Source organism: Hathewaya massiliensis (assembly GCF_902143515.1).
GTDB classification, from domain to species: domain Bacteria; phylum Bacillota; class Clostridia; order Clostridiales; family Clostridiaceae; genus Hathewaya; species Hathewaya massiliensis.
The window spans coordinates 90,890-111,322 of the sequence record NZ_CABFVD010000007.1 but is presented as its reverse complement, the minus strand read 5'-3'; the positions used below and the strand labels follow the sequence as shown (position 1 = coordinate 111,322).

Below are 20,433 nucleotides of genomic sequence, written 5' to 3'. Positions count from 1 at the left end.
AAATAATAAAATAAAAAACAAAAGTGAGGGATTACATATGGAAAACTTTCAAATTGATAAATTTAAAAAAGTTTTAGTAGCTAATAGAGGTGAAATTGCTATAAGGGTTTTTAGAGCCTTAAGTGAATTAGGTATTAGAACTGTTGGGATATATTCAAAAGAAGACAAGTATTCTTTATTTAGGACAAAAGCTGATGAATCCTATTTAGTAGGTAAGGATAACGGACCTATAGATGCATATCTTGATATGGATGAAATAATTAAAATAGCAAAGGAAAAAAAGGTAGATGCCATACATCCAGGATATGGTTTCTTATCTGAAAATCCTAAATTTGCAGAGTTATGTAGAAAAAATGGTATAGAATTTATAGGGCCAGATAGTGAGACTATGGAAAGAATGGGAGATAAAATAAGCTCAAAATTAGTAGCTAAAACATGCAAAGTACCTATAATTCCAGGCATAGAAGAACCTATAAAGACTAAGGAAAAAGCCTTAGAAGTTGCAGAAGAAATAGGATATCCAGTTATAATAAAAGCTGCCAATGGTGGCGGTGGAAGAGGAATGAGAGTTATAAATTCCAAGGAAGAAATGGATACTGGATTTATGGAAGCTATTAGAGAATCTAAGAAGTCTTTTGGTGATGAGAAAGTATTTATAGAAAAGTTCTTAAAAAATCCTAAGCACATTGAAGTGCAAATTTTAGGAGATGCCCATGGAAATATAATTCATCTATATGAGAGAGATTGTTCTCTTCAAAGAAGACATCAAAAAGTTATAGAATATGCACCAGCTTTTTCTTTGGACTCAAAAGTTAGAGAAAAAATATTAAATGATGCTATTAAACTTTCAAAGGAAGTAAATTATAAAAATGCAGGAACCTTAGAATTCTTAGTGGATTCAGATAATAACTATTACTTTATAGAAATGAATCCTAGAATTCAAGTTGAACATACAGTAACTGAAATGATTACAGGAATTGATATTGTGCAAGCACAGATTTTAATTGCAGAAGGATATGCATTAAACTCTGAAAAAATAAATATAAAATCTCAAGAGGAAGTAGAAGTTCGTGGATATGCTATTCAATGTAGGGTAACTACAGAGGATCCTAATAAAAATTTTATGCCGGATTATGGCAAGCTAGGTGTATATAGAACAGGCTCAGGATTTGGTATAAGATTAGATGGTGGTAATGGATTTAGAGGAGCTGAAATAACACCTTATTATGATAGTTTACTTGTTAAAACCACAGCTTGGGATAGAACTTTTGAAGGAGCAGCTAATAAAGCTATACGATCTTTAAAAGAAATGAGAGTTAGAGGAGTTAAAACTAATATATCTTTCCTTATAAATCTATTAAATCATAAAACATTTTTAAGTGGAAAATGCTATACAAGGTTTATTGAAGATACAAAAGAAATATACAATTTAAAAGAAGGAAAAGATAGAGCTACAAAGCTTGTAAACTATATAGGAAACATAATTGTAAATGAGTCCTGTAAGTCTGTAATAGACAGTAAAAAACCAGTGTCACCAAGTAAAAAAAATATAGAAGTTTTAGGGAATAGAGATTTATTTTTAAAGATGGGTGCAGAGGAGTTTACTAAGAGCATAGCCAGAGAGAAAAAATTATATATTACAGATACCACTATGAGAGATGCTCATCAGTCCCTAAACGCAACTAGAATGAGAACTAAAGATATTTTAGAAATAGCACCTTATATAAATGAAAATATGAAAGAATTATTTTCTGTTGAAGCATGGGGTGGAGCAACCTTTGATGTGGCTTATAGATTTTTAAAAGAATCCCCTTGGATAAGACTTCAAAAATTAAGAGAAGCTATGCCAAATACTTTAATACAAATGCTTTTAAGAGCATCCAATGCTGTAGGATATAAAAATTATCCTGACAATGTGGTTAGGGAATTTATAAAAATCTCAGCTGAAAATGGAGTAGATATATTTAGAATATTTGATAGCTTAAACTGGGTAGAAAACATGAAAATGCCTATAGAAGTTGCATTAAATACAGGAAAAATAGTTGAAGGGGCTATTTGCTATACAGGGGATATATTAAATCCATTAGAAAAGAAATATACCCTAGAATATTATATAAAAATGGCAAAGGAATTAGAAAGTCTTGGAGTGCATATATTAGCTATAAAAGATATGGCTGGACTTTTAAAACCATATGGAGCAAAAGTTTTAGTTTCAGAATTAAAAAAAGAGCTTAAAATACCAGTACATCTTCACACTCATGATACTACGGGAAATGGAGTGAGTACTGTACTTATGGCAGCTGAAGCTGGTGTGGATATAGTAGACTTAGCAGTGGAATCTATGTCAGGACTTACTAGTCAACCTTCAATGAATTCAGTAATAGAAGCCTTAAAAAATACTGAAAGGGATACAGGACTAGATACTAGGGAAGTAAGAAAGGTAAGTGAATATTTTGGAGATGTTAGGAAAATATATAGTAAGTTTGAAAGTGAATTAAAGACTCCAACTACGGAAATTTATGAACTTGAAATACCAGGAGGGCAATATTCTAATTTACTTCCACAAGTTAATAGTTTAGGTCTTCACCATAAATTTGAAGAAGTTAAGAAAATGTTTAAAGAAGCAAATAGCTTAATGGGTAACATAGTAAAGGTTACTCCATCCTCTAAAGCAGTTGGAGATATGGCGATTTTCATGGTGAAAAATGATTTAAACTCTAATAATATCTTAGAAAAAGGAAGAGAACTATCTTTTCCAGAATCCGTAGTAGATTATTTTAAAGGTATGATGGGGCAAATAGAAGGTGGATTTCCAAAAGAACTTCAAGAAATTGTGCTAAAGGGAGAAAAACCTATAACAGAAAGACCAGGAGCACTTCTTAAAGATGAAGATTTTGAAAAGATATCAAAGCACTTAAAAGAGGAATTTAATATAAATCCTAATATGAAAAATATATTAAGCTATGCCCTTTATCCAAAGGTATATGAAGAATATTGTAGACATCTAGAGCTATACAATGATGTAAGTAAATTGGAAAGTCCAGTATTCTTCTATGGCCTAAATAAGGGTGATGAGACAGAAATTGAAATAGAAGAAGGAAAAAATTTAATTATAAAATATGTAGATATTTCAGAACCTGATGAAAAAGGATTTAGAACCTTAAACTTTGAAGTAAACGGTGCTATAAGAGAAGTGGAGATACTAGATAGTAGTCTAGAGGTTATGGTGGATCAAAAATTAAAATCAGATCCTAAAGATAAAAAGCAACTAGGAGCATGTATACCAGGAACCATAGGTAAGATTTTAGTAAAAGAAGGGGAAGAAGTTAAGGTAAATCAACCATTAGTAATTATAGAAGCTATGAAGATGGAAACTACTATAGTATCGAAAATAGATGGAACTGTAGAAAAGATTTATGTAGTAGAAGGAAGTAAAGTAGTAGAAAATGAACTTTTAATCCAATTTAAATAAATAGAGTTGTTATTAGGAAAACTAAATATTGAGTTAAAAGGAGGGAAATTAATGATTGATTTATACGTTCTAGGCACAGGTGGAGGAATGCCAATGCCAAATAGGTTTTTATCCGCAAGTTTAATAATTTACTTAGGAAGAAAAATACTTATAGACTCAGGGGAAGGTACCCAAGTTTCTATGAAAGTCTTAGGAACAGGGTTTAAAGCAATTGATATTATATGTATTACTCATGCTCACGGAGATCATATAGTGGGACTTCCAGGACTTCTTGCAACCATAGGCAATAGTGGAAGGATAGATCCTATAACCATAATAGGTCCTAAGGGAATAAGGGAAGTTATAGAAGGTATAAATATAATTAATCCATATTTGCCCTATGAGCTAAATATTATAGAAGTAACCAACTCTAAGGAAGAGGTATACTTAAAAATAGAAAAAAATCATTCTAAAGTAGTGAAATGTGAGAAAGAGGCTAATTTAATATTATCCATAATTTCCTTAGATCACTCAGCACCATGTATAGGTTATAGTTTTTATTATAAGAGACTTCCTAAGTTTAATTTAGAAAAAGCCATAAAAAATAATATTCCTAAGGTTATTTGGAAGAGGCTTCAAAAGGGTGAGACTTTAGAATTTGAAGGAAAGACCTATACTCCTAACATGGTTTTTTTAGAAGAAAGAGAAGGCATTAAATTATCCTATGTAACTGATACAAGACCCATAGATGAAATTGAGGATTTTATAAAGCATAGTGATTTATTTATTTGTGAAGGAACCTATGGAAGTGATGAGGATATAGAAAAAGCCATAAAGAATAAACATATGACTTTTAGAGAAGCAGCTAACTTAGCAAGAGGTGGAGAGGTAAAAGAATTACTTCTAACTCATTTTAGTCCAGCAGTTTTAGAACCTAAAGAATACTTGCAAAATGCAATAGAAGTATTTGAAAATACCTCTATTGCAGAGGATGGAATGAATAAAGTCTTGAAATATAAAGATTAATTAAAAAGTTTCATAGAACCTTTAAAATTTAGTTCCAGTTTATTATTTTTAATTTCTAAATTTTTAATATAAACCTGAAGAGGTTTAATTTCTTTAAAAGATATAGTAATATTGCCTACCTCTTTATTAAATTTTAATAAAGAGGTATCCTTAGCATGGGCAAAAATAGTGTCTTTAGAAATCTTTAAAAATCCTAATTTGGCTTTTTTATAATTGAATATAGCTTCTCCATTTTTACTCTCTCCTGTAAAGCTTAACCTTGCTTCCAAAGGGACTTTTTTATAATTTGTATGAATATATAAGTCTAATTGATTTTCATTCATTGTAACCTTTAAGCCAGCTACTTTTTCTTTAAGTTCTGGTATTTGATTAACAGTAAGTATAAAAAAATCTGTTATTTCCTCGTTATTAAATTCTATATTAGACTCTATATTGATTTCCTCTAAGGAAAATTTTAAATTTTTAGATGAAAATTTATTTATTAAGTACTCCTTATCTAAAGAAATCTTTGAATCTATGGGTTTTACCTTGGTTTTAGGATAAAAATAATTATAATATATACCTAATGCTGCTATTAAAACTATAAAAATTACAAGTAGTAGGATCTTAGAAAATTTCAGTCTAGCGCTTTTCTTTCTATTCATAAATTCACCTCAAAAAACATTTTTTAAATTTTTTATACCAAACTTAGTTTCTTAAGTAAAAATAATACACTAATATCTTACATTTTAAATTATAAACATTATTTTAGAAAAATAAAAGGGTTACTGTTTTAAAATTAAAGGTTTTTAAGTTAATCTTTTATTTATATTTACCCCATGCCCATCTCCTCTAATACCCTCATCTTCTTAAAAGTAAAAACAGCAGATATACTACTGAATAAGCTTTCTAAGCTTTAGTAGAATTAAAAACTCCATATGAAGTTTATAGCTTTATTTATATTTTTCAATATATTGTTATTGAAAAACAATAATAATATATTGAAATTCACTTAAGAATATGATAATCTTAAGTGAATTAATAATATAATTTTGGAGGGATAAATATGAAAGATATACTTTCAAAGCAAGAAATTCAAAGCAAATTAAAAATTCTTTTTATGTCCATTTTTATAGGAGTTTTATTATATGATTTCATGTTTTATTATAAAGGATTATCATATTTTATATTAATTTCTACACTGACTTTGGGGTTTATATTTATTATTGGTATAAAAAATAAAAATTATATGGGATATTTTCTTATGGGGGTAAGTGTTTTATTATCTTCAACTTATTTTATATATACAAATCCTGTATTTAGAGTTTTAAATAGAATTTTAATACCCTGCTCTTTAATCTCAGCTTTTATAATACTTAGTTATAAAGAAGTAGATTTTAAATTTAAAGTAATCTATAGAAATATTATTAGAAAAGTTTTTATAGATTCTTTTGCAAATATAAGAGTAATTAAAGTCATATTTAGAAGTGTTAAAAAAGAAAATAATAAAGAGTCTTTTGGAAATTATAAATACGTCTTAAATGGACTTATGATTTCAATTCCCATTGTAATTGTGTTAATAACGATTTTAGCAGATGCTGATAAAGTTTTTGCATATTATATAAAAAATCTAAATTCAAATATGGTTTTTTATAATTTGGGGGATAAAATATCTAGAATATTTTTATCTATAATCTTTTCAATATTTATATTTGGGCTTTATAATAGCTTTTCTCTTCCCTATAAAGAAGTAGAAGAGGATTATAAAAATAATTTAAACTTTAATAGCATAACTATAGTTACCATCCTTTTTATAGTGAGTTTTTTATACTTAGTTTTTACTAAAATTCAAATATCCTATTTATATATTGGAACCACTTTACCACAGGGATTTAATTATGCCGAGTATGCTAGAAGTGGATTTTTTCAATTGATATTTTTAACACTTTTAAATGTGTTCTTTATAATTTTTATTAAGAAAAATACAGTCCCAAATGGGAAATTACAAGAAAAAATAATACTATGCCTATATTCTTTAATTACAATACTTACTTTTAATATGGCTTTTTCAGCACTATATAAGATGAGGCTTTATATTGTAGCTTTTGGTTTTACCAGGCTTAGAATACTATCTAGTATATTTACTATTTTTTTATGTATGGTTTTAATAGTTGTTTTTATATTTATATTTAAAAACATAAATATGTTTAAGCCAATTGTAATCTGTGGAGCTATAATCTATGTATTTATTAATTTTGCTAATATAGATGATTTTATAACAAGGAAAAACCTTCAGTTAGCAAAGAACTCTACAGAAATCGATATTTCTTATATAGTGAATCTTTCCTTTGATAATTACAATTCCATGGAAAGTGCACTTAAAAAAGGAGAAATTTCAAAAGAACAGTACCACAATTGGTTATACAATAACAAAATAGAGACTAGCTATTGGCATGAATATAATTATTTTAATTCCAAAGGTAATAGTGTAAAATAGTGGCTATGCCCCTAAAGAACGAGTTCTAAGCTTCAGATGGAATAAAAACTCTCTTTGAATTTTAGAACTCTATTTATCGTTTAGCAACATTAAATTGTTGAGTAAAATAAATTTCTATGTTAACATATACAAAGATTAAAGTTTTAGGAGGAAAATTTTATGATGTCCTATGAAAAACATTCATTATCTAAGATTTTAGCCTTTGTTTTAGATATGATATTAATATTTGGTATAATTATCACTGCCATAGTATATTATAATACATTCTTTATTGATACTAAGAGCTTTCAAGGAAGTAATAAAATTATAATGGGCATTCTATTGACCATTGGAGTAGTATGCATATTTTTAATAGTTTTTCAGCTGAAAAAAATAACTTATACTTTAGTAAAAGGGAGTCCTTTTATTTGGGATAATGTAAAGTCTTTAAATAAAATATCAAAATATTGTTTTGTAATTGCTGGGTGTTATTTTTTAAATTTTCTAGTTAACATAGGTAAAGAAACTTATAGATTTATATATATAGATGAAAAAGGTATACATACAGATACAGAGCTTATAATATTTTTAATTTCTGGAGTTTTTATAGCCATCCTATCTAGGATTTTTAAAGAAGCAGTTAAATATAAAGAAGAAAATGATTATACTATATAGAAAAGGAAGAGTATATTATGTCAATAATAGTAAATTTAGATGTTATGATGGCTAAAAGAAAAATTTCTCTGCAAGACTTAGCAGAGAAAGTGGGTATAACTAATTCTAATCTATCTATATTAAAAAATAACAAGGCAAAAGCTATAAGATTTTCAACTTTGGAAGCTATCTGTAGGGAATTAGATTGTCAACCTGGAGATATTTTAGAGTATATTAAGGAAGAATAATAAAGATCTTAAGGTGGGAAGTATATGAAAAATAAATCAAAAGCAGTAATTTACATGATTATATCAGCTTTAGCTTTTGCTTTTATGTCAGCTATGGTAAAGCTTTCAGGGGAACTGCCTGTTATGGAAAAGGTGTTATTTAGAAATTTAGTTAGTTTATTTGTAGCTTTTATAAGTTTAAGAAAAAGTAATATGCCTATGTTTGGTAAGATGGAAAATCAAAAGTATCTACTTGCTAGATCCTTACTTGGATTTAGTGGGGTCATATTAAATTTTTATGCTATAAGTAAATTGTCTCTTGCAGATTCTTCTATGTTAAATAAATTATCTCCATTTTTTATAACTTTTTTTGCAATTATATTTTTAAAAGAAAAGTTTACACCTATTAAAGGAATATCTATGGTAGTGGTATTTATAGGAGCTTTATTAGTTATAAAACCTCAATGGAATTTAAGCGTTATTCCAGCTCTTGCAGGATTTACATCAGCAGCTTTAGCAGGAAGTGCATACACCATAGTAAGATTTTTAAAAGATAGGGAAAATCCATCAACCATTGTCTTTTATTTTTCTTTTATATCTGTTGTAGGAACAATACCTTTTGTCTTAATGAATTATAAACCTATGAATTTTATTCAGTTTATATATTTAATTTCTACAGGAATATTTGCTGCTATTGCACAATTTGCATTAACATACTCTTATAAGTATGCTCCAGCATCAGAAGTGGCTGTATATAATTATACAAATATAGTATTTTCCATTATAATAGGATTTTTTATCTGGGGAGAGATACCAGATCTATTAAGTATATTGGGAGGAGCTATAATAACTATTATGGCCATAGTAGTTTATTTTTATAATAAAAAAGAAGCTTCAAATTAGAAAAATATTTTAAATAGTATTTAGTATTTAAACATCACCTTCAAGTAGGCATTTTAAAGAAATATATCTATGTTTGGTTTAGGTTCCATGAGTGTACCGGTACATTTTACGGAATAAAAAAAACATGGTATTATTTCCTTAGAAGTTTATGGAGGTGATTTTTTTGAACAATATAGTAGGAAATAATAGGGTAGCAGTGATAAATGATATGTCTGGCATAGGAAAATGTTCTTTGACCGTAGCAATACCAATATTCTCATGTTTAAAGTTAACTCCTTGTCCTTTTCCAACGGCAATTTTATCCTCTCAAACTGGATATCCGGAGTTTACTTTTTTAGACTTTACAGAGGAAATGATTAATTATGAAAAGGTATGGGACAATCTTCAGCTTAAGTTTAAAGGTATACATACAGGATTTTTAGGATCAGAAAAACAAATAGATATAGTAGAAAACTTTATTAAAAAGCATGAGGAATCTCTTGTTTTAGTGGATCCTGTAATGGCTGATAATGGTTCTATATATGGTACATACACTGAAAGCATGTGTAATAAAATTAAAAACCTAGTAAGTTTTGCAGATGTGGTTACGCCCAATGCCACTGAAAGTTTAATTTTAGCTAATGAAAATTATAAAGATTATATTTGTGACCCTGAACATTTTAAAGACATAGCTAAGAAAATTTCTAATATGGGACCTGAGAAAGTAGTTATAACTGGAATCATAGAAGGTGATATGATTTCAAACTTAGCATACGATAGAACAGAAGATAGAACTTTTATAGCTACTTCAAAGTATAATAAAACCTCTTATAGTGGAACTGGAGATATATTTTCTTCTATACTTTGTGGAATGCTTTTAAATGGCTTTGACCTTGAGAAATCAGTAAAAAAAGCTACTGATTTTATATATAAAACTATCCAATATACTTCAAAATTTGAGATAGATACTAATGATGGCATTATGTTTGAAGCATTTTTAAAGGAGTTGATTTTATAATGGTTCATAATGAGAAAAAAACAAAGACCTTAGTGTTAACAGCTATGTTTGCTGCAATTATTTGCGTAACAACAGCGTTTTTATTCCATATACCAACAGGAGTTAATGGTGGGTATATACACATAGGAGATGCTTTTATATATTTAGCAGCATGTATACTTCCTAAACCTTATGCCATGTTAGCAGCTGCTATAGGAGCAGGGCTTTCTGATGCCATATCTCCAGGAGGCATGGTATGGGTTATACCTACAATGATAATTAAACCAATCTTAGTATTATTTTTTACCTCTAAGAAAAATACTATAATATGCAAACAAAATACTTATGCTATATTTATAGCAGGGGCTGTGGGAATTCTAGGATACTATTTGGCTACGGGAATTATCTTTGGTGATTTTAAGGTTGCAATTGTAAGCTTTCTTATGGGATTTCTACAACCAATAGGAAGTGGTATTGCCTTTATGCTTTTAGGTGGAGCACTAGATAAAATAAAAATATCAGAGAAAATAGGAACAAAAATTTCATAGTGAGGGTAAGTAACAGTTTTAAAACAACTATTAAAACCTACTAAAATATATTGAGAATTATTGGTTTTATGTTATCATAATATGCATAAAGATGTGATGACATGAGATATTATACAATTGGTCAATTCTCAAAATTAGTAGGGAAAAGTATTCAAGCATTAAGACTATGGGACAATGAAGGAAAATTAAAACCACATCATATAACAGAAGGTGGACATCGTTATTATTCTGAACAACAAATTAATCAAGTTTTGCAAGTGCCACTTGTTAAGAGAAATAGAAAAGTAATAGGATATTGCAGAGTATCAAGTAATAAGCAAAAAGATGATTTAACAAGGCAAATAGAAAATGTTAAAACATATATGATTGCTAAAGGTTATCAATTTGAGGTTATTACTGATATAGGAAGTGGAATTAACTACAACAAAAAAGGCTTGAATCAATTAATAGATATGATAACTAATTCAGAAGTTGAAAAGATAGTAATTTTATATAAAGATAGGTTGGTTAGGTTCGGATATGAGCTTATAGAAAATCTATGTAATAAATATGGAACTACTATTGAAATCATAGATAATACAGAAAAGACAGAGGAACAGGAATTAGTTGAAGATTTAATTCAAATTGTTACAGTTTTTAGTTGTAGATTACAAGGGAAAAGAGCAAATAAAGCAAAGAAAATGATTAAGGAGTTTTTAGAGAATGATACTGGGGAAGAAAGTTAGAATTATTCCAAATGTAGAACAGGAACAAAAATTATGGCAATCTGCTCACACTGCAAGATTTATTTATAATTGGACACTTGCAAGACAAGAAGAAAATTATACCCTAAAGGGCACAGGTAAAAACGGTGGTAAGTTTATAAAAGATGGAGATTTGAGAAAAGAGTTAACTATTCTAAAGAAATCAGAACTTAAATGGCTTAATGAAGTATCTAACAATGTGGCAAAACAGGCTGTAAAAGACGCTTGTAATGCTTATAAAAATTTCTTTAAAGGGTTGGCCGATAAACCAAAATTTAAGAGTAGAAGAAAAAGCAAACCTTCATTCTATAATGATACAGATAAACTAAAGGTTAAAGAAAATTTAGTGTTAATTGAAAAAGTAGGTTGGATTAAAACAGTAGAACAAATACCTATGGGTATCAAGTATACTAATCCAAGAATAAGTTTTGATGGGAAGTTTTGGTATATATCTGTAGGCATAGAAAAAGAAGAACCTATATCAGAAAATACAGATATATCAATAGGTGTGGATTTGGGGCTGAAAGATTTAGCCATAGTCAGTAATATAGATAAGCCATTTAAAAATATCAATAAAACTAAAGAAGTCAAAAGACTAAAAAAGAAGTTAAAAAGAAAGCAGAAACAAGTTTCAAGAAAATATGAAGATGGAAAAATCCAAATAGGAAAGGAAGGTGAAAACCGTTATAAATTTACTAAAACTAATAATATTAAAAAACTCGAAAGAGAATTAAAACTTATTCAAAGAAGGCTTTCAAATATACGTTTAAATCATATTCATCAAACAACAACTGCAATAGTGAAAACCAAGCCAAGCAGAGTAGTTGTTGAAGATTTAAATGTAAAAGGTATGCTTAAAAATAAACATTTGTCAAAGGCTATACAAGAACAATGTTTCCATAAGTTTATTAGTATTTTAGGATACAAAAGTAAATTTAACGGCATTGAATTTGTTAAAGCAGATAGGTTTTATCCTTCAAGCAAAACATGTTCTTGTTGTGGAACAATAAAGAAAGATTTAAAACTTAAAGATAGAATTTTTGTTTGTCCATCATGCAATAATAGAGTTGATAGGGACAAAAATGCATCAATAAATCTTTCAAGGTATAGAAAATCAGCATAGTATCACATTCAAGATAATGCTGATATGTACTGTTCGTTACACAGGAATTTAAGCCTTTGGAGCAACATATCAAACTGGAGTAGTCTTATGACAAAACAGGTTGCGTTGAATAAGGAATAAATCTCTAAATAGTAGATTTTAGTAGATTTTGCGTAACGGGATTAAATGAATATTTTATATGTTATAGATAACATACTTTATGTAAACATAACTAATAAATGTCCTTGTAATTGCACATTTTGTATAAGAAGAGAAGGGGATTCTGTAGGTCATAGTGGCAGTTTATGGCTTGAAAAAGAACCTAGCCTTTCAGAAATAATTAATGAATTTAAGAAAGAAGATTTATCAAAATACTCTGAAGTGGTTTTCTGTGGTTATGGTGAACCACTAATGAGACTTTATGATGTAATTGAGGTCTGTAAATATATTAGATCAGTTAGTAATATAAAAATAAGAATAAATACTAATGGACTTGCAGATTTAATCCATGAAAAAAGTACAGCTCCACTGTTAAAGGGTATAGTAGATTCAATTTCCATAAGCTTAAATGCTCCTTCAAAGGAAGAATATAATGAAATTACAAGACCTATATTTGGACTTGAATCTTTTGAATCGCTACTAAATTTTGCAAAAGAATCAAAGGAAAATATTGAGGAAGTTCAATTTTCAGTAGTAGATGTAATAAGTGAAGAACAAATAAAAAGATGTGAACATATATCAAAAGAAATGGGTATACCACTAAGAGTTAGAAAAAAAAGCTAAGTTTATAGCTTTTTTTTTAAAAATAAAATTCCATAGCCCTAGAAAGAAATATTTTATTGTTATATACTAAAGTAGGATATGATGATAATTGATGGGGGGAATTACATTGAGTAAAATAGCATTTATAGGAGGACTATTAATAGATTGTACAGGTAGAGAGCCTATAGAAAATTCTTTATTAATAGTAAATGACAAAAAAATTGAATATGTAGGTCCTATGAAGGAAATTAGTGAAGACTGTGAGAAAGTTAATATTTCAGGAAAGACAATTATTCCTGGTTTAATTGATACACACCTTCATTTTAGTGGAAATAGAACGGATAGTGATTCAGATTGGGTTCTTGAGCATCCAATTCAAAAAACTATTGTAGCAGTTGCACAAGCTCGTGAAGCTCTTGAGCATGGACTAACTTCTGTAGGTGAAATTTCTAGATCAGGAATTCATATACGTAATATGATAGAAGAAGGAGTTATTCCAGGACCTCGTGTAGTTACAACAGGATTAGGATTTTGTAGAACAGCAGGCCATGGAGATTCCCATAGATTGCCTTTAGAATATAATAATGAATCTCATCCATGGGCTGAAAGAGTAGATGGACCTTGGGAATTACGTAAAGCTATAAGAAAAAGAATTCGTGAAAATCCAGATGCTATAAAGATTTGGTCAACAGGCGGAGGAATTTGGCGCCATGATGCAAAAGCTGACCCTCACTATTGTATGGAAGAAATTCAAGCAGTAGTAGATGAAGCCAATATGGTAGGACTACCAGTATGGTCTCATGCTGAAGGATATGAAGGAGCACTTAATTCTTGCAAGGCTGGAGTATCTGCAATAATTCATGGACAAGAACTAAATGAAGAATGTCTAGAAATTATGAAGGAAAAGGATATTACCTTCTGTCCAACCCTTCAATTTTTCTATGAATGGTTTACAGTATATGAACCACCATATAGACCAATACATGATAATTATCCTGGAAAAACCACAGCTGAGAAGGAATTAAACCGTATTATAGATAATCTTCAAAATGCAAATAAAAAAGGAATTAGAATTACTGTAGGTTCAGATTCATTCTGTAGCAGCCTAACTCCATATGGAAAATATGCTATAACAGAAATGTACACCCTAAATAAATCTGGATTAACAGAAATGGAGACCCTTTTAGCAGCAACTAAAAATGGAGCAGAAATGCTTAGAATTGATGATATTACAGGTACACTTGAAGTAGGTAAATTTGCAGATATAATAGTACTTAAAAATAATCCTTTAGAAGATATCCATAATATTAATGTAGAAGATATGGATATTATAATGAAGGAAGGAACTTTTGTTAAGAAAAATTTATAATTATAGAAAACCTTTAGTTGGAGGAATACTTTATGAAACCAGCAGATTTAACAGGTATTCTTGTAGTGGCTTTTTTAGCAGGAGGATTCCTAACCTTTCTAGGAGTAATAATTAAATACTTTAATGCAGGAGATATGCTTAACTTCTTTGATGAAAAAAAGCATGATAAAGATAAAGTATCAAAAGTTGTTGGACGAGACCTCTTAGGTACAGGATTAATTGTAATAATAATTGCTGTTATGAGCATATTTATTGATAAAAAATATTATAATGCGGTTATGATAAGTCAAGCTGTTATATTAATTTTAGGATTAATAATATCTTTTTATCATCAGATGTATAAATGTAAAAAGAAATAAATATATAAAGAAACGTATAAAGAAATATATAAAGAAATAACTATAAAAAAAGAAAGAACTCTTAGTAGGGACAAGTAAATTGCACTTGTCCCTATTTTTCTTAGAACAGCCAGGTTGCAAATTGGTGCTAAAAGTCCGCTATGGCGGTTGAGAACACAACCATTAGCTTAGGTAAAGGTATCCATGGTGAGCTAAATCTAAAGGAAGTTTATCACAAAAATTCAGACTTAGGAGTAGAATTTACACACGGGAATTACCAAATAACTTAAGTTTGACTAATAAAACAAAGTTCAATATTCTCAAAGATTTAAGTAGTAAATCTTTGAGAATATTAAGGTAATAAGTTAATTATAGTTTCTAATTAGTGATCGAATATTATATAATTAACTTATATATATTTTAAAGTGAATATTAATAAAACATATAAAAAGGGGAGTGGTAATTATGATAAAACATGAATTATTATTTGAAGAAGCTAATAGAACACTTAAATTAATTTGTAATCCAGGAGATGAAATTATGGTAGAAGCAGGGGCTATGGTTTCCATGTCTGATTCCTTTGAACTCTCAGCTAAAGCTGGGGGAATAGGCAAAGTCTTTGGAAGAATGTTTACAGGAGAAAGTGCTTTTATTCAAAAGTTTAAAGCAAGAGATAATGGGGAGTTATTATTAGCACCTGCCTATTTAGGTGATATAAAACATATAACTTTAGATAATTCTAGAGCTTATAGGTTAGGAAAAGGGGCATTTTTAGCCTCCACAGAAGGAATAGAAATAAGAACAAAAGGTGCTGGTGCAAAGGGACTTTTCTCTGGTGAAGGATTATTCCAAATGGAAGCTAGAGGAGAAGGAGAACTTTTCCTTTCATCCTATGGTTCAATTTACGAAAAACGTCTAGAAGTTGGTGAAACTTATATAGTGGATACAGCTCATCTAGTATTATGGGATAGTACACTTAATTATAGTATAGAAATGGCTTCAGGATTTTTAGGCTCCATAGCAGGTGGAGAAGGCTTAGTATGTAAATTTACAGGGCCAGGACTTATATGGATACAAACAAGAAATCCTAATAATCTTATAAACACTTCTTCTAAATAAGCATATTAAAATATTTTTGCATGGGGGAACGTATTATGAACAAAAGAACAGGCTTTTTTAAAAACTCTTTAATAGTCTCTCTAATAATATTAATCACTATAAATTTAAGTGGATGTAATGTTTTTAGAAATAAAATGGGAAAAATGCTGGAAAATTTAAAAGGAAGAGAAGCTATTGTACAAACCTACGACGAAGACAGTAACATCATTGATAGAATAGAAGGAAAATCTATAAGCATAAATACTGAAGATGAATTTGATTCTAAGGATGAAGATGGTAAAACAATTAAAAAATCTGCAGTTATGAAACTAACTGTAGGTGGTAAATCTATGCTACATGTTGGTAGCAGTTTAATTATGTACGAAAAAGGCTTAGAAGATATTTTTAATGAATACTCTAAAAAAGTTGAAATTAAAAATTTAAAAAGATCAACTCCATTTTTAAACAATATGATTAATGATATGAAAAACCTTACCACAGGTAAAAGTAAAGTAGTTTTAATAAGATCTCAATCTGGTAAACCACTAGCCACTTTTGCAGGTGATAATGTAAGTTATTTTGCAACAGGAATGGACAAGTCTACAGGCATAATCATAGATGGAAAATATCTATTTATATATAGATGTGATTACTCAATTTATGATATGGGGTTGATGAATTAAAATTAACCTCATATTAAAGAAGATAGTTAAATTTTAAAGAAAATAAGTTAGGGGCTGTGGCATTAAAAATAAATACTACAATATATTTTGTTAATTTTAAATTTGTAAGTCAATATATTGTATGTAAATTTTTTAGTGCTACAACCTCTTTCTTTTTTATCAAATGACTATAATTATGGGACAGTCTATTATATTTCGGAAGAGATTCAAGTGGAGGGATTATCATACTTGATACATGGAAAAGAGGGAATGATTTATTGATGATAGGTTCAAAGAGGCGTCATGTAGTGTTTGAGATAGCAGAATATAAATTTGATTATATGGGAAAGGGTGGGTGAAGATGAAAAAACGGGGGAAATTATAACTTTATATGCTGAATCATGGGAGATGGTGGTATAATTGGAAGAGGGTTATTTCTATACTGGAAAGTTAGTATGGTAAGAAAAGTAATTTAAATATTAAATAAGGTTTAGGATAATTAATGATGAACCGTAGCATAAGCAAGGTTATATTTATAGATCATGTTATAATAAATATTATAGTTAAAGGTAAAAGAGGGATTTATAGGGGTTAATTATTCTAATTAACTTAATGAAAAGATTGAGATGAGTGAATATTACTTAGAAAGCTCTTGGATAGAATGGCGTGAAAAGGAGTTGGTATTTAAAGTGGAATATGTTTGGATAGAAAAAGATAAAAATATTAAAGATATAATGAATGAAGAGATGAAAATACATATAAAGTGGAGTAAAAAACCTGATAAAGACTATTTAGAGTTATCTAGACAGTATATGAACGCAAGTTATATCACCTTAAAAGAGGTTATAGAAGTTCCACACAATGATAATATCAAGTATGATATGTGGTTTTTGCCTGGTGTTTATATGATGAGACAGGCTATAGAATTATTGCTTAAGGCAGGATTAGCTGTTAATGGAGCTACTAAGAGTGAGCTACAGGCAATATTTAAAGATAATAAACATAATGTAAAGGAGTTGTATAACACCTTTAAAGATAGATATGGTATTGAAGAGCTAAATTTAGATGAAGAAATGTGGCTAGAGAAGTATTTAGGTAGTATAGAGATAGTAGATTCAAGTTCAGATCTTTTCAGATACCCATTTAAAGATGACTTCATGCAACAATATGGTAATAAGGCCTTAGATGTTTGGCATATGGGTAATAAACTTATATATTGTTATAGTACCTTGAATAAAATGATATTTGGTGAATGGTTTGATGAAAACGAATTAGATCTTGAAGAAGAGCCACAGTTTATACATCTGGCAATTACAGGCATAAATAATTGCTATCTATGGGATTCCCCAGGGGGTGATGGATTCCATAAGCAGGTAACAGGATATAGTGATGTTGCAACGTTTTTATTCGAAAAGTTTAAAGAATCAAAAGATGAAGTGTTATTCTATCCGATAGTTTTCTTAATGAGAAATGCTATTGAGATAGGATTAAAAAGACTTCTTCACATACATATGGAACAAGGTGTTGATGAGCATATTATCCGAAGAAAAAGGAACTCACATTTGTTATATAAAGACTTATGGAAGTCAATTAAACCAATATTGGTTCATTATTCTAAAGAGGACAAACAGGAGGAAGAAACACTAGATTTAGCCGAGAGATATATACAGGCTTTGAGCGGTATAGATAAGAACGGGGATATGTTTAGGTATCCGTGTTCATTTAGTAATGAATATAAGTTTAATGATGAAGAGATTGATGTAGAGAATTTCTATAATTATCTATTAGGTTTTTTCCATTTTATTGATAGTTGTGATTCATGGTTAGATAATATCAAGGATTATGAAATGGAAATGAGAAGTTACATGGACTGGGAATACTAAATAATGTTTTATTGTTACAGAATGGAAAAAGTATATAGTTATAATAGTCATAGTTTTACAGCCACACTATAGTTTATTTGTCCATAGCAAGGTTGTGAAAAAACTTCCTGTTGCAAGTCATTTTTTTTATAAAAGTCTATTATTCTCTTAAGTTGACGACATTGAGCACATGGCCAGTTACATTAAAATTAAAGAAATTAAAATAAAAAAAGAATTAATTAAATCCAAGTAAGACTGTTGAATTAAATAATTATATTGCTTGGATATTTTGATATATTTTTTATTTGTAGTCGATATGTGTGATATTTCAACGGAAATTATCATTTTATTTATAATAAAAATATATTTGGAGTTATTAGTATTAAAAGTAATATTAAGATATAATATTTAGTAATAAAAAGGACACATATAAGATAGTGTAAAGTGAAATATGAAAAAGTTAAGTTTAAAAATGTTTTGCCCGAAGGGCGTAGAATACTAAAATATTTTGTGATTTAAAGATGGATTAACGAATTTTGAGCATGACAAAAAATCCTTTTCAGAGAAGGAAAATTTTTGATATTGCTAATCACCACATTAATTTATCCACGTAGTGGCTCAGAAATATCGTATATTTACTTTATAACTAAATTAAGCAGAGTTTTCAGCTTGCATCTTTAATATTGTTTGTTGACCAAGATAAATAAGTATTTGCCACTTAGCAGGCATATTGCCCGCATTAGTTAAAATATCTATCTCATTTAGTGGCTTCCAGTAGTTATAAGGATGAGGACGTAGAAAGTTATAATAGGCAACCCAAAGGGAAACGCCATAAAGTGCACCATTCTCGCTTCCATAACCGCAGGTAACGCGATAAGAAGATTTGAAGGTGCGGTTAAGTCGTTCTACTACTTGCTTTACCCAACGAAATTCGGTGGATACAGCATCATCATTGGTGAGTCCGATAACTTGAGTAACATCAAAGTCCCATCCATTAACGATTTTGCACTGCTGACTTGCAAGAGGATAGGCACTATAGCCGTCTGCAATGAATTTTAAGGCTTTATTAGGGAATTTTTTAAACTTCTCAAAAGCCATACGCATAGTGAGGATACATGGACCTACAGCACGAGTATCAGATACTTGATAGCCTAAGATAGACTTCTTACAGGCATCCATGATAATCCAAACGTAATGTTTTATACCTTTTACCTTGATATAGGTTTCATCAGCTGAAAGAATATTAGATGGTTTGTAGTCAAATGTGTCAACAAAAGGCTTTATAACTGCGGCAGCAGTCATAGCATAATTAGCAACCATTGTATGTGAAATCTTTATGCCGTGTACTTCTTCCAAGGCATGTGCTGTCTGTCTAGTAGATAGCTTAAGATTAACGTGATAAGTAAGGCAAAGCCCCATAATGTGGGCATTAAACTTCTTATACTTAAAGTTAATTGCTCTAGAAGGAAGTTCATGTAAGTCCATTTTAAAGAAATCTATGGTGAACTCACGATAGATGTAGTGGAGCTTGTACTTGTGTTTATTAGCGTCACTTAAGTCTTTAGGTAGCTTGTCTAAGTTATTGCGGTAGTAAGAACACTTAGGATTAACACATTTATGTATTCTAAAATGCTTACGATCTTTCTTAGGTGTTAAAATATGTCCACAATAAGGGCAACGTAAAGCTAAAGGTCTATTATAGATATTTATTTCGTTAAATAACTCTCCACATACTTTACACTGATATTGACCTTTAGAACCATTATTTTTGTAAATGTATTTGTGCGGAGCACCACAACGAGGGCACACGGTAGATTCACCAACTTTTGCACTTTCAGACCTACGATTTACTGGCTTAACAGTTTTTCCGTACCTGTTCTTGTAATAAGCTAAAAGCAATTGATAATCAACAGGTTCTGAATTGAAGATTTTAGGAAGTTTATCCACCTTAAACTTCTGATATTCAGGACTATGTGAATCCTCAAAAACCAATTGTTTAAGAGGAATATATTTAGATATAAATAAAAAAAGTTCTAAAATAATTTTGTTTTGGTATTGAATATATAAAAGTAAATAAGTTATAATTGAATCCATAGCAATGACATCCTTTCATGTTATTTTGGGTTTTGGCGATTCAATTATAGCATAAAAAAGGGGGTCATTGTTTTTTTGTTTAAAAAAATTCTGTAACCCTTGATATATAAAGATAAAGTAAAAAATATAGTGTGAAAAACTTTACACTAACACATATAAGAGG

18 protein-coding genes are annotated in these 20,433 nt (G+C 29.3%); 16 read left to right on the top strand and 2 right to left on the bottom strand.

The window, feature by feature from the left end:
• Nucleotides 1-37 precede the first annotated feature (37 nt).
• On the top strand, nt 38-3,472 hold the full coding sequence (locus FNZ64_RS12600; RefSeq protein ID WP_142415361.1) for a pyruvate carboxylase: 3,435 nt from the start codon (nt 38-40) through the stop codon (nt 3,470-3,472).
• A 51-nt stretch (nt 3,473-3,523) separates the two neighbouring features.
• A complete protein-coding gene (locus FNZ64_RS12595; protein ID WP_142415360.1) occupies nt 3,524-4,477 on the top strand; it encodes a ribonuclease Z in 954 nt (317 codons plus the stop codon).
• Here FNZ64_RS12595 and FNZ64_RS12590 read toward each other — a convergent pair.
• Nucleotides 4,474-5,121, bottom strand: coding sequence for a hypothetical protein (locus FNZ64_RS12590; protein ID WP_142415359.1), 648 nt, complete (start codon nt 5,119-5,121; stop codon nt 4,474-4,476). The two genes, FNZ64_RS12595 and FNZ64_RS12590, sit on opposite strands and share 4 nt — an antisense overlap.
• Nucleotides 5,122-5,522: 401 nt before the next feature.
• Here FNZ64_RS12590 and FNZ64_RS12585 point away from each other — a divergent pair, with 401 nt between their 5' ends.
• The 14 genes from FNZ64_RS12585 to FNZ64_RS12520 all read left to right on the top strand — a co-directional run bounded on the left by FNZ64_RS12585 (nt 5,523) and on the right by FNZ64_RS12520 (nt 18,197).
• On the top strand, nt 5,523-6,953 hold the full coding sequence (locus FNZ64_RS12585) for a DUF4153 domain-containing protein (protein ID WP_142415358.1): 1,431 nt from the start codon (nt 5,523-5,525) through the stop codon (nt 6,951-6,953).
• A 159-nt stretch (nt 6,954-7,112) separates the two neighbouring features.
• Entirely contained in the window at nt 7,113-7,607 is a 495-nt protein-coding gene (locus FNZ64_RS12580; protein WP_142415357.1) for a DUF2975 domain-containing protein, read from the top strand.
• 17 nt (nt 7,608-7,624) lie between these two features.
• Nucleotides 7,625-7,834 (top strand): helix-turn-helix domain-containing protein, encoded by a 210-nt coding sequence (locus tag FNZ64_RS12575; protein WP_142415356.1) that lies wholly within the window; start codon nt 7,625-7,627, stop codon nt 7,832-7,834.
• A gap of 24 nt (nt 7,835-7,858) precedes the next feature.
• Complete coding sequence (locus FNZ64_RS12570) at nt 7,859-8,716, top strand: DMT family transporter (RefSeq protein WP_142415355.1); 858 nt, start codon at nt 7,859-7,861, stop codon at nt 8,714-8,716.
• 163 nt (nt 8,717-8,879) lie between these two features.
• Nucleotides 8,880-9,713, top strand: coding sequence for a pyridoxamine kinase (locus FNZ64_RS12565; RefSeq protein ID WP_341472638.1), 834 nt, complete (start codon nt 8,880-8,882; stop codon nt 9,711-9,713).
• The gene (locus FNZ64_RS12560) at nt 9,713-10,240 is read left to right on the top strand and encodes a TIGR04002 family protein (protein ID WP_142415353.1); all 528 of its coding nucleotides are present in this window, start codon (nt 9,713-9,715) and stop codon (nt 10,238-10,240) included. Before FNZ64_RS12565 ends, FNZ64_RS12560 begins: the two co-directional genes overlap by 1 nt.
• A 101-nt stretch (nt 10,241-10,341) precedes the next feature.
• A complete protein-coding gene (locus FNZ64_RS12555) occupies nt 10,342-10,965 on the top strand; it encodes an IS607 family transposase (RefSeq protein WP_142415352.1) in 624 nt (207 codons plus the stop codon).
• On the top strand, nt 10,943-12,106 hold the full coding sequence (locus FNZ64_RS12550; RefSeq protein WP_142415351.1) for an RNA-guided endonuclease InsQ/TnpB family protein: 1,164 nt from the start codon (nt 10,943-10,945) through the stop codon (nt 12,104-12,106). Before FNZ64_RS12555 ends, FNZ64_RS12550 begins: the two co-directional genes overlap by 23 nt.
• Nucleotides 12,107-12,271: 165 nt before the next feature.
• Entirely contained in the window at nt 12,272-12,868 is a 597-nt protein-coding gene (locus tag FNZ64_RS12545; RefSeq protein WP_142415350.1) for a TIGR04100 family radical SAM protein, read from the top strand.
• 106 nt (nt 12,869-12,974) lie between these two features.
• Nucleotides 12,975-14,216 carry a metal-dependent hydrolase family protein gene (locus FNZ64_RS12540; RefSeq protein ID WP_142415349.1) on the top strand — a complete coding sequence of 414 codons (1,242 nt, stop codon included), beginning with the start codon at nt 12,975-12,977 and terminating at the stop codon, nt 14,214-14,216.
• Nucleotides 14,217-14,248: 32 nt separating this feature from the next.
• A complete protein-coding gene (locus FNZ64_RS12535; RefSeq protein WP_142415348.1) occupies nt 14,249-14,575 on the top strand; it encodes a DUF3784 domain-containing protein in 327 nt (108 codons plus the stop codon).
• A 444-nt stretch (nt 14,576-15,019) separates the two neighbouring features.
• Complete coding sequence (locus FNZ64_RS12530) at nt 15,020-15,673, top strand: TIGR00266 family protein (RefSeq protein ID WP_243129272.1); 654 nt, start codon at nt 15,020-15,022, stop codon at nt 15,671-15,673.
• 35 nt (nt 15,674-15,708) lie between these two features.
• Entirely contained in the window at nt 15,709-16,335 is a 627-nt protein-coding gene (locus FNZ64_RS12525; RefSeq protein WP_142415347.1) for a DUF5052 family protein, read from the top strand.
• 668 nt (nt 16,336-17,003) lie between these two features.
• On the top strand, nt 17,004-18,197 hold the full coding sequence (locus FNZ64_RS12520; RefSeq protein ID WP_142415484.1) for a hypothetical protein: 1,194 nt from the start codon (nt 17,004-17,006) through the stop codon (nt 18,195-18,197).
• Between the two features lie 630 nt (nt 18,198-18,827).
• Here the strand turns inward: FNZ64_RS12520 and FNZ64_RS12515 are convergent.
• Nucleotides 18,828-20,270 (bottom strand): DDE-type integrase/transposase/recombinase, encoded by a 1,443-nt coding sequence (locus tag FNZ64_RS12515; RefSeq protein WP_142413186.1) that lies wholly within the window; start codon nt 20,268-20,270, stop codon nt 18,828-18,830.
• Nucleotides 20,271-20,433: the final 163 nt, after the last annotated feature.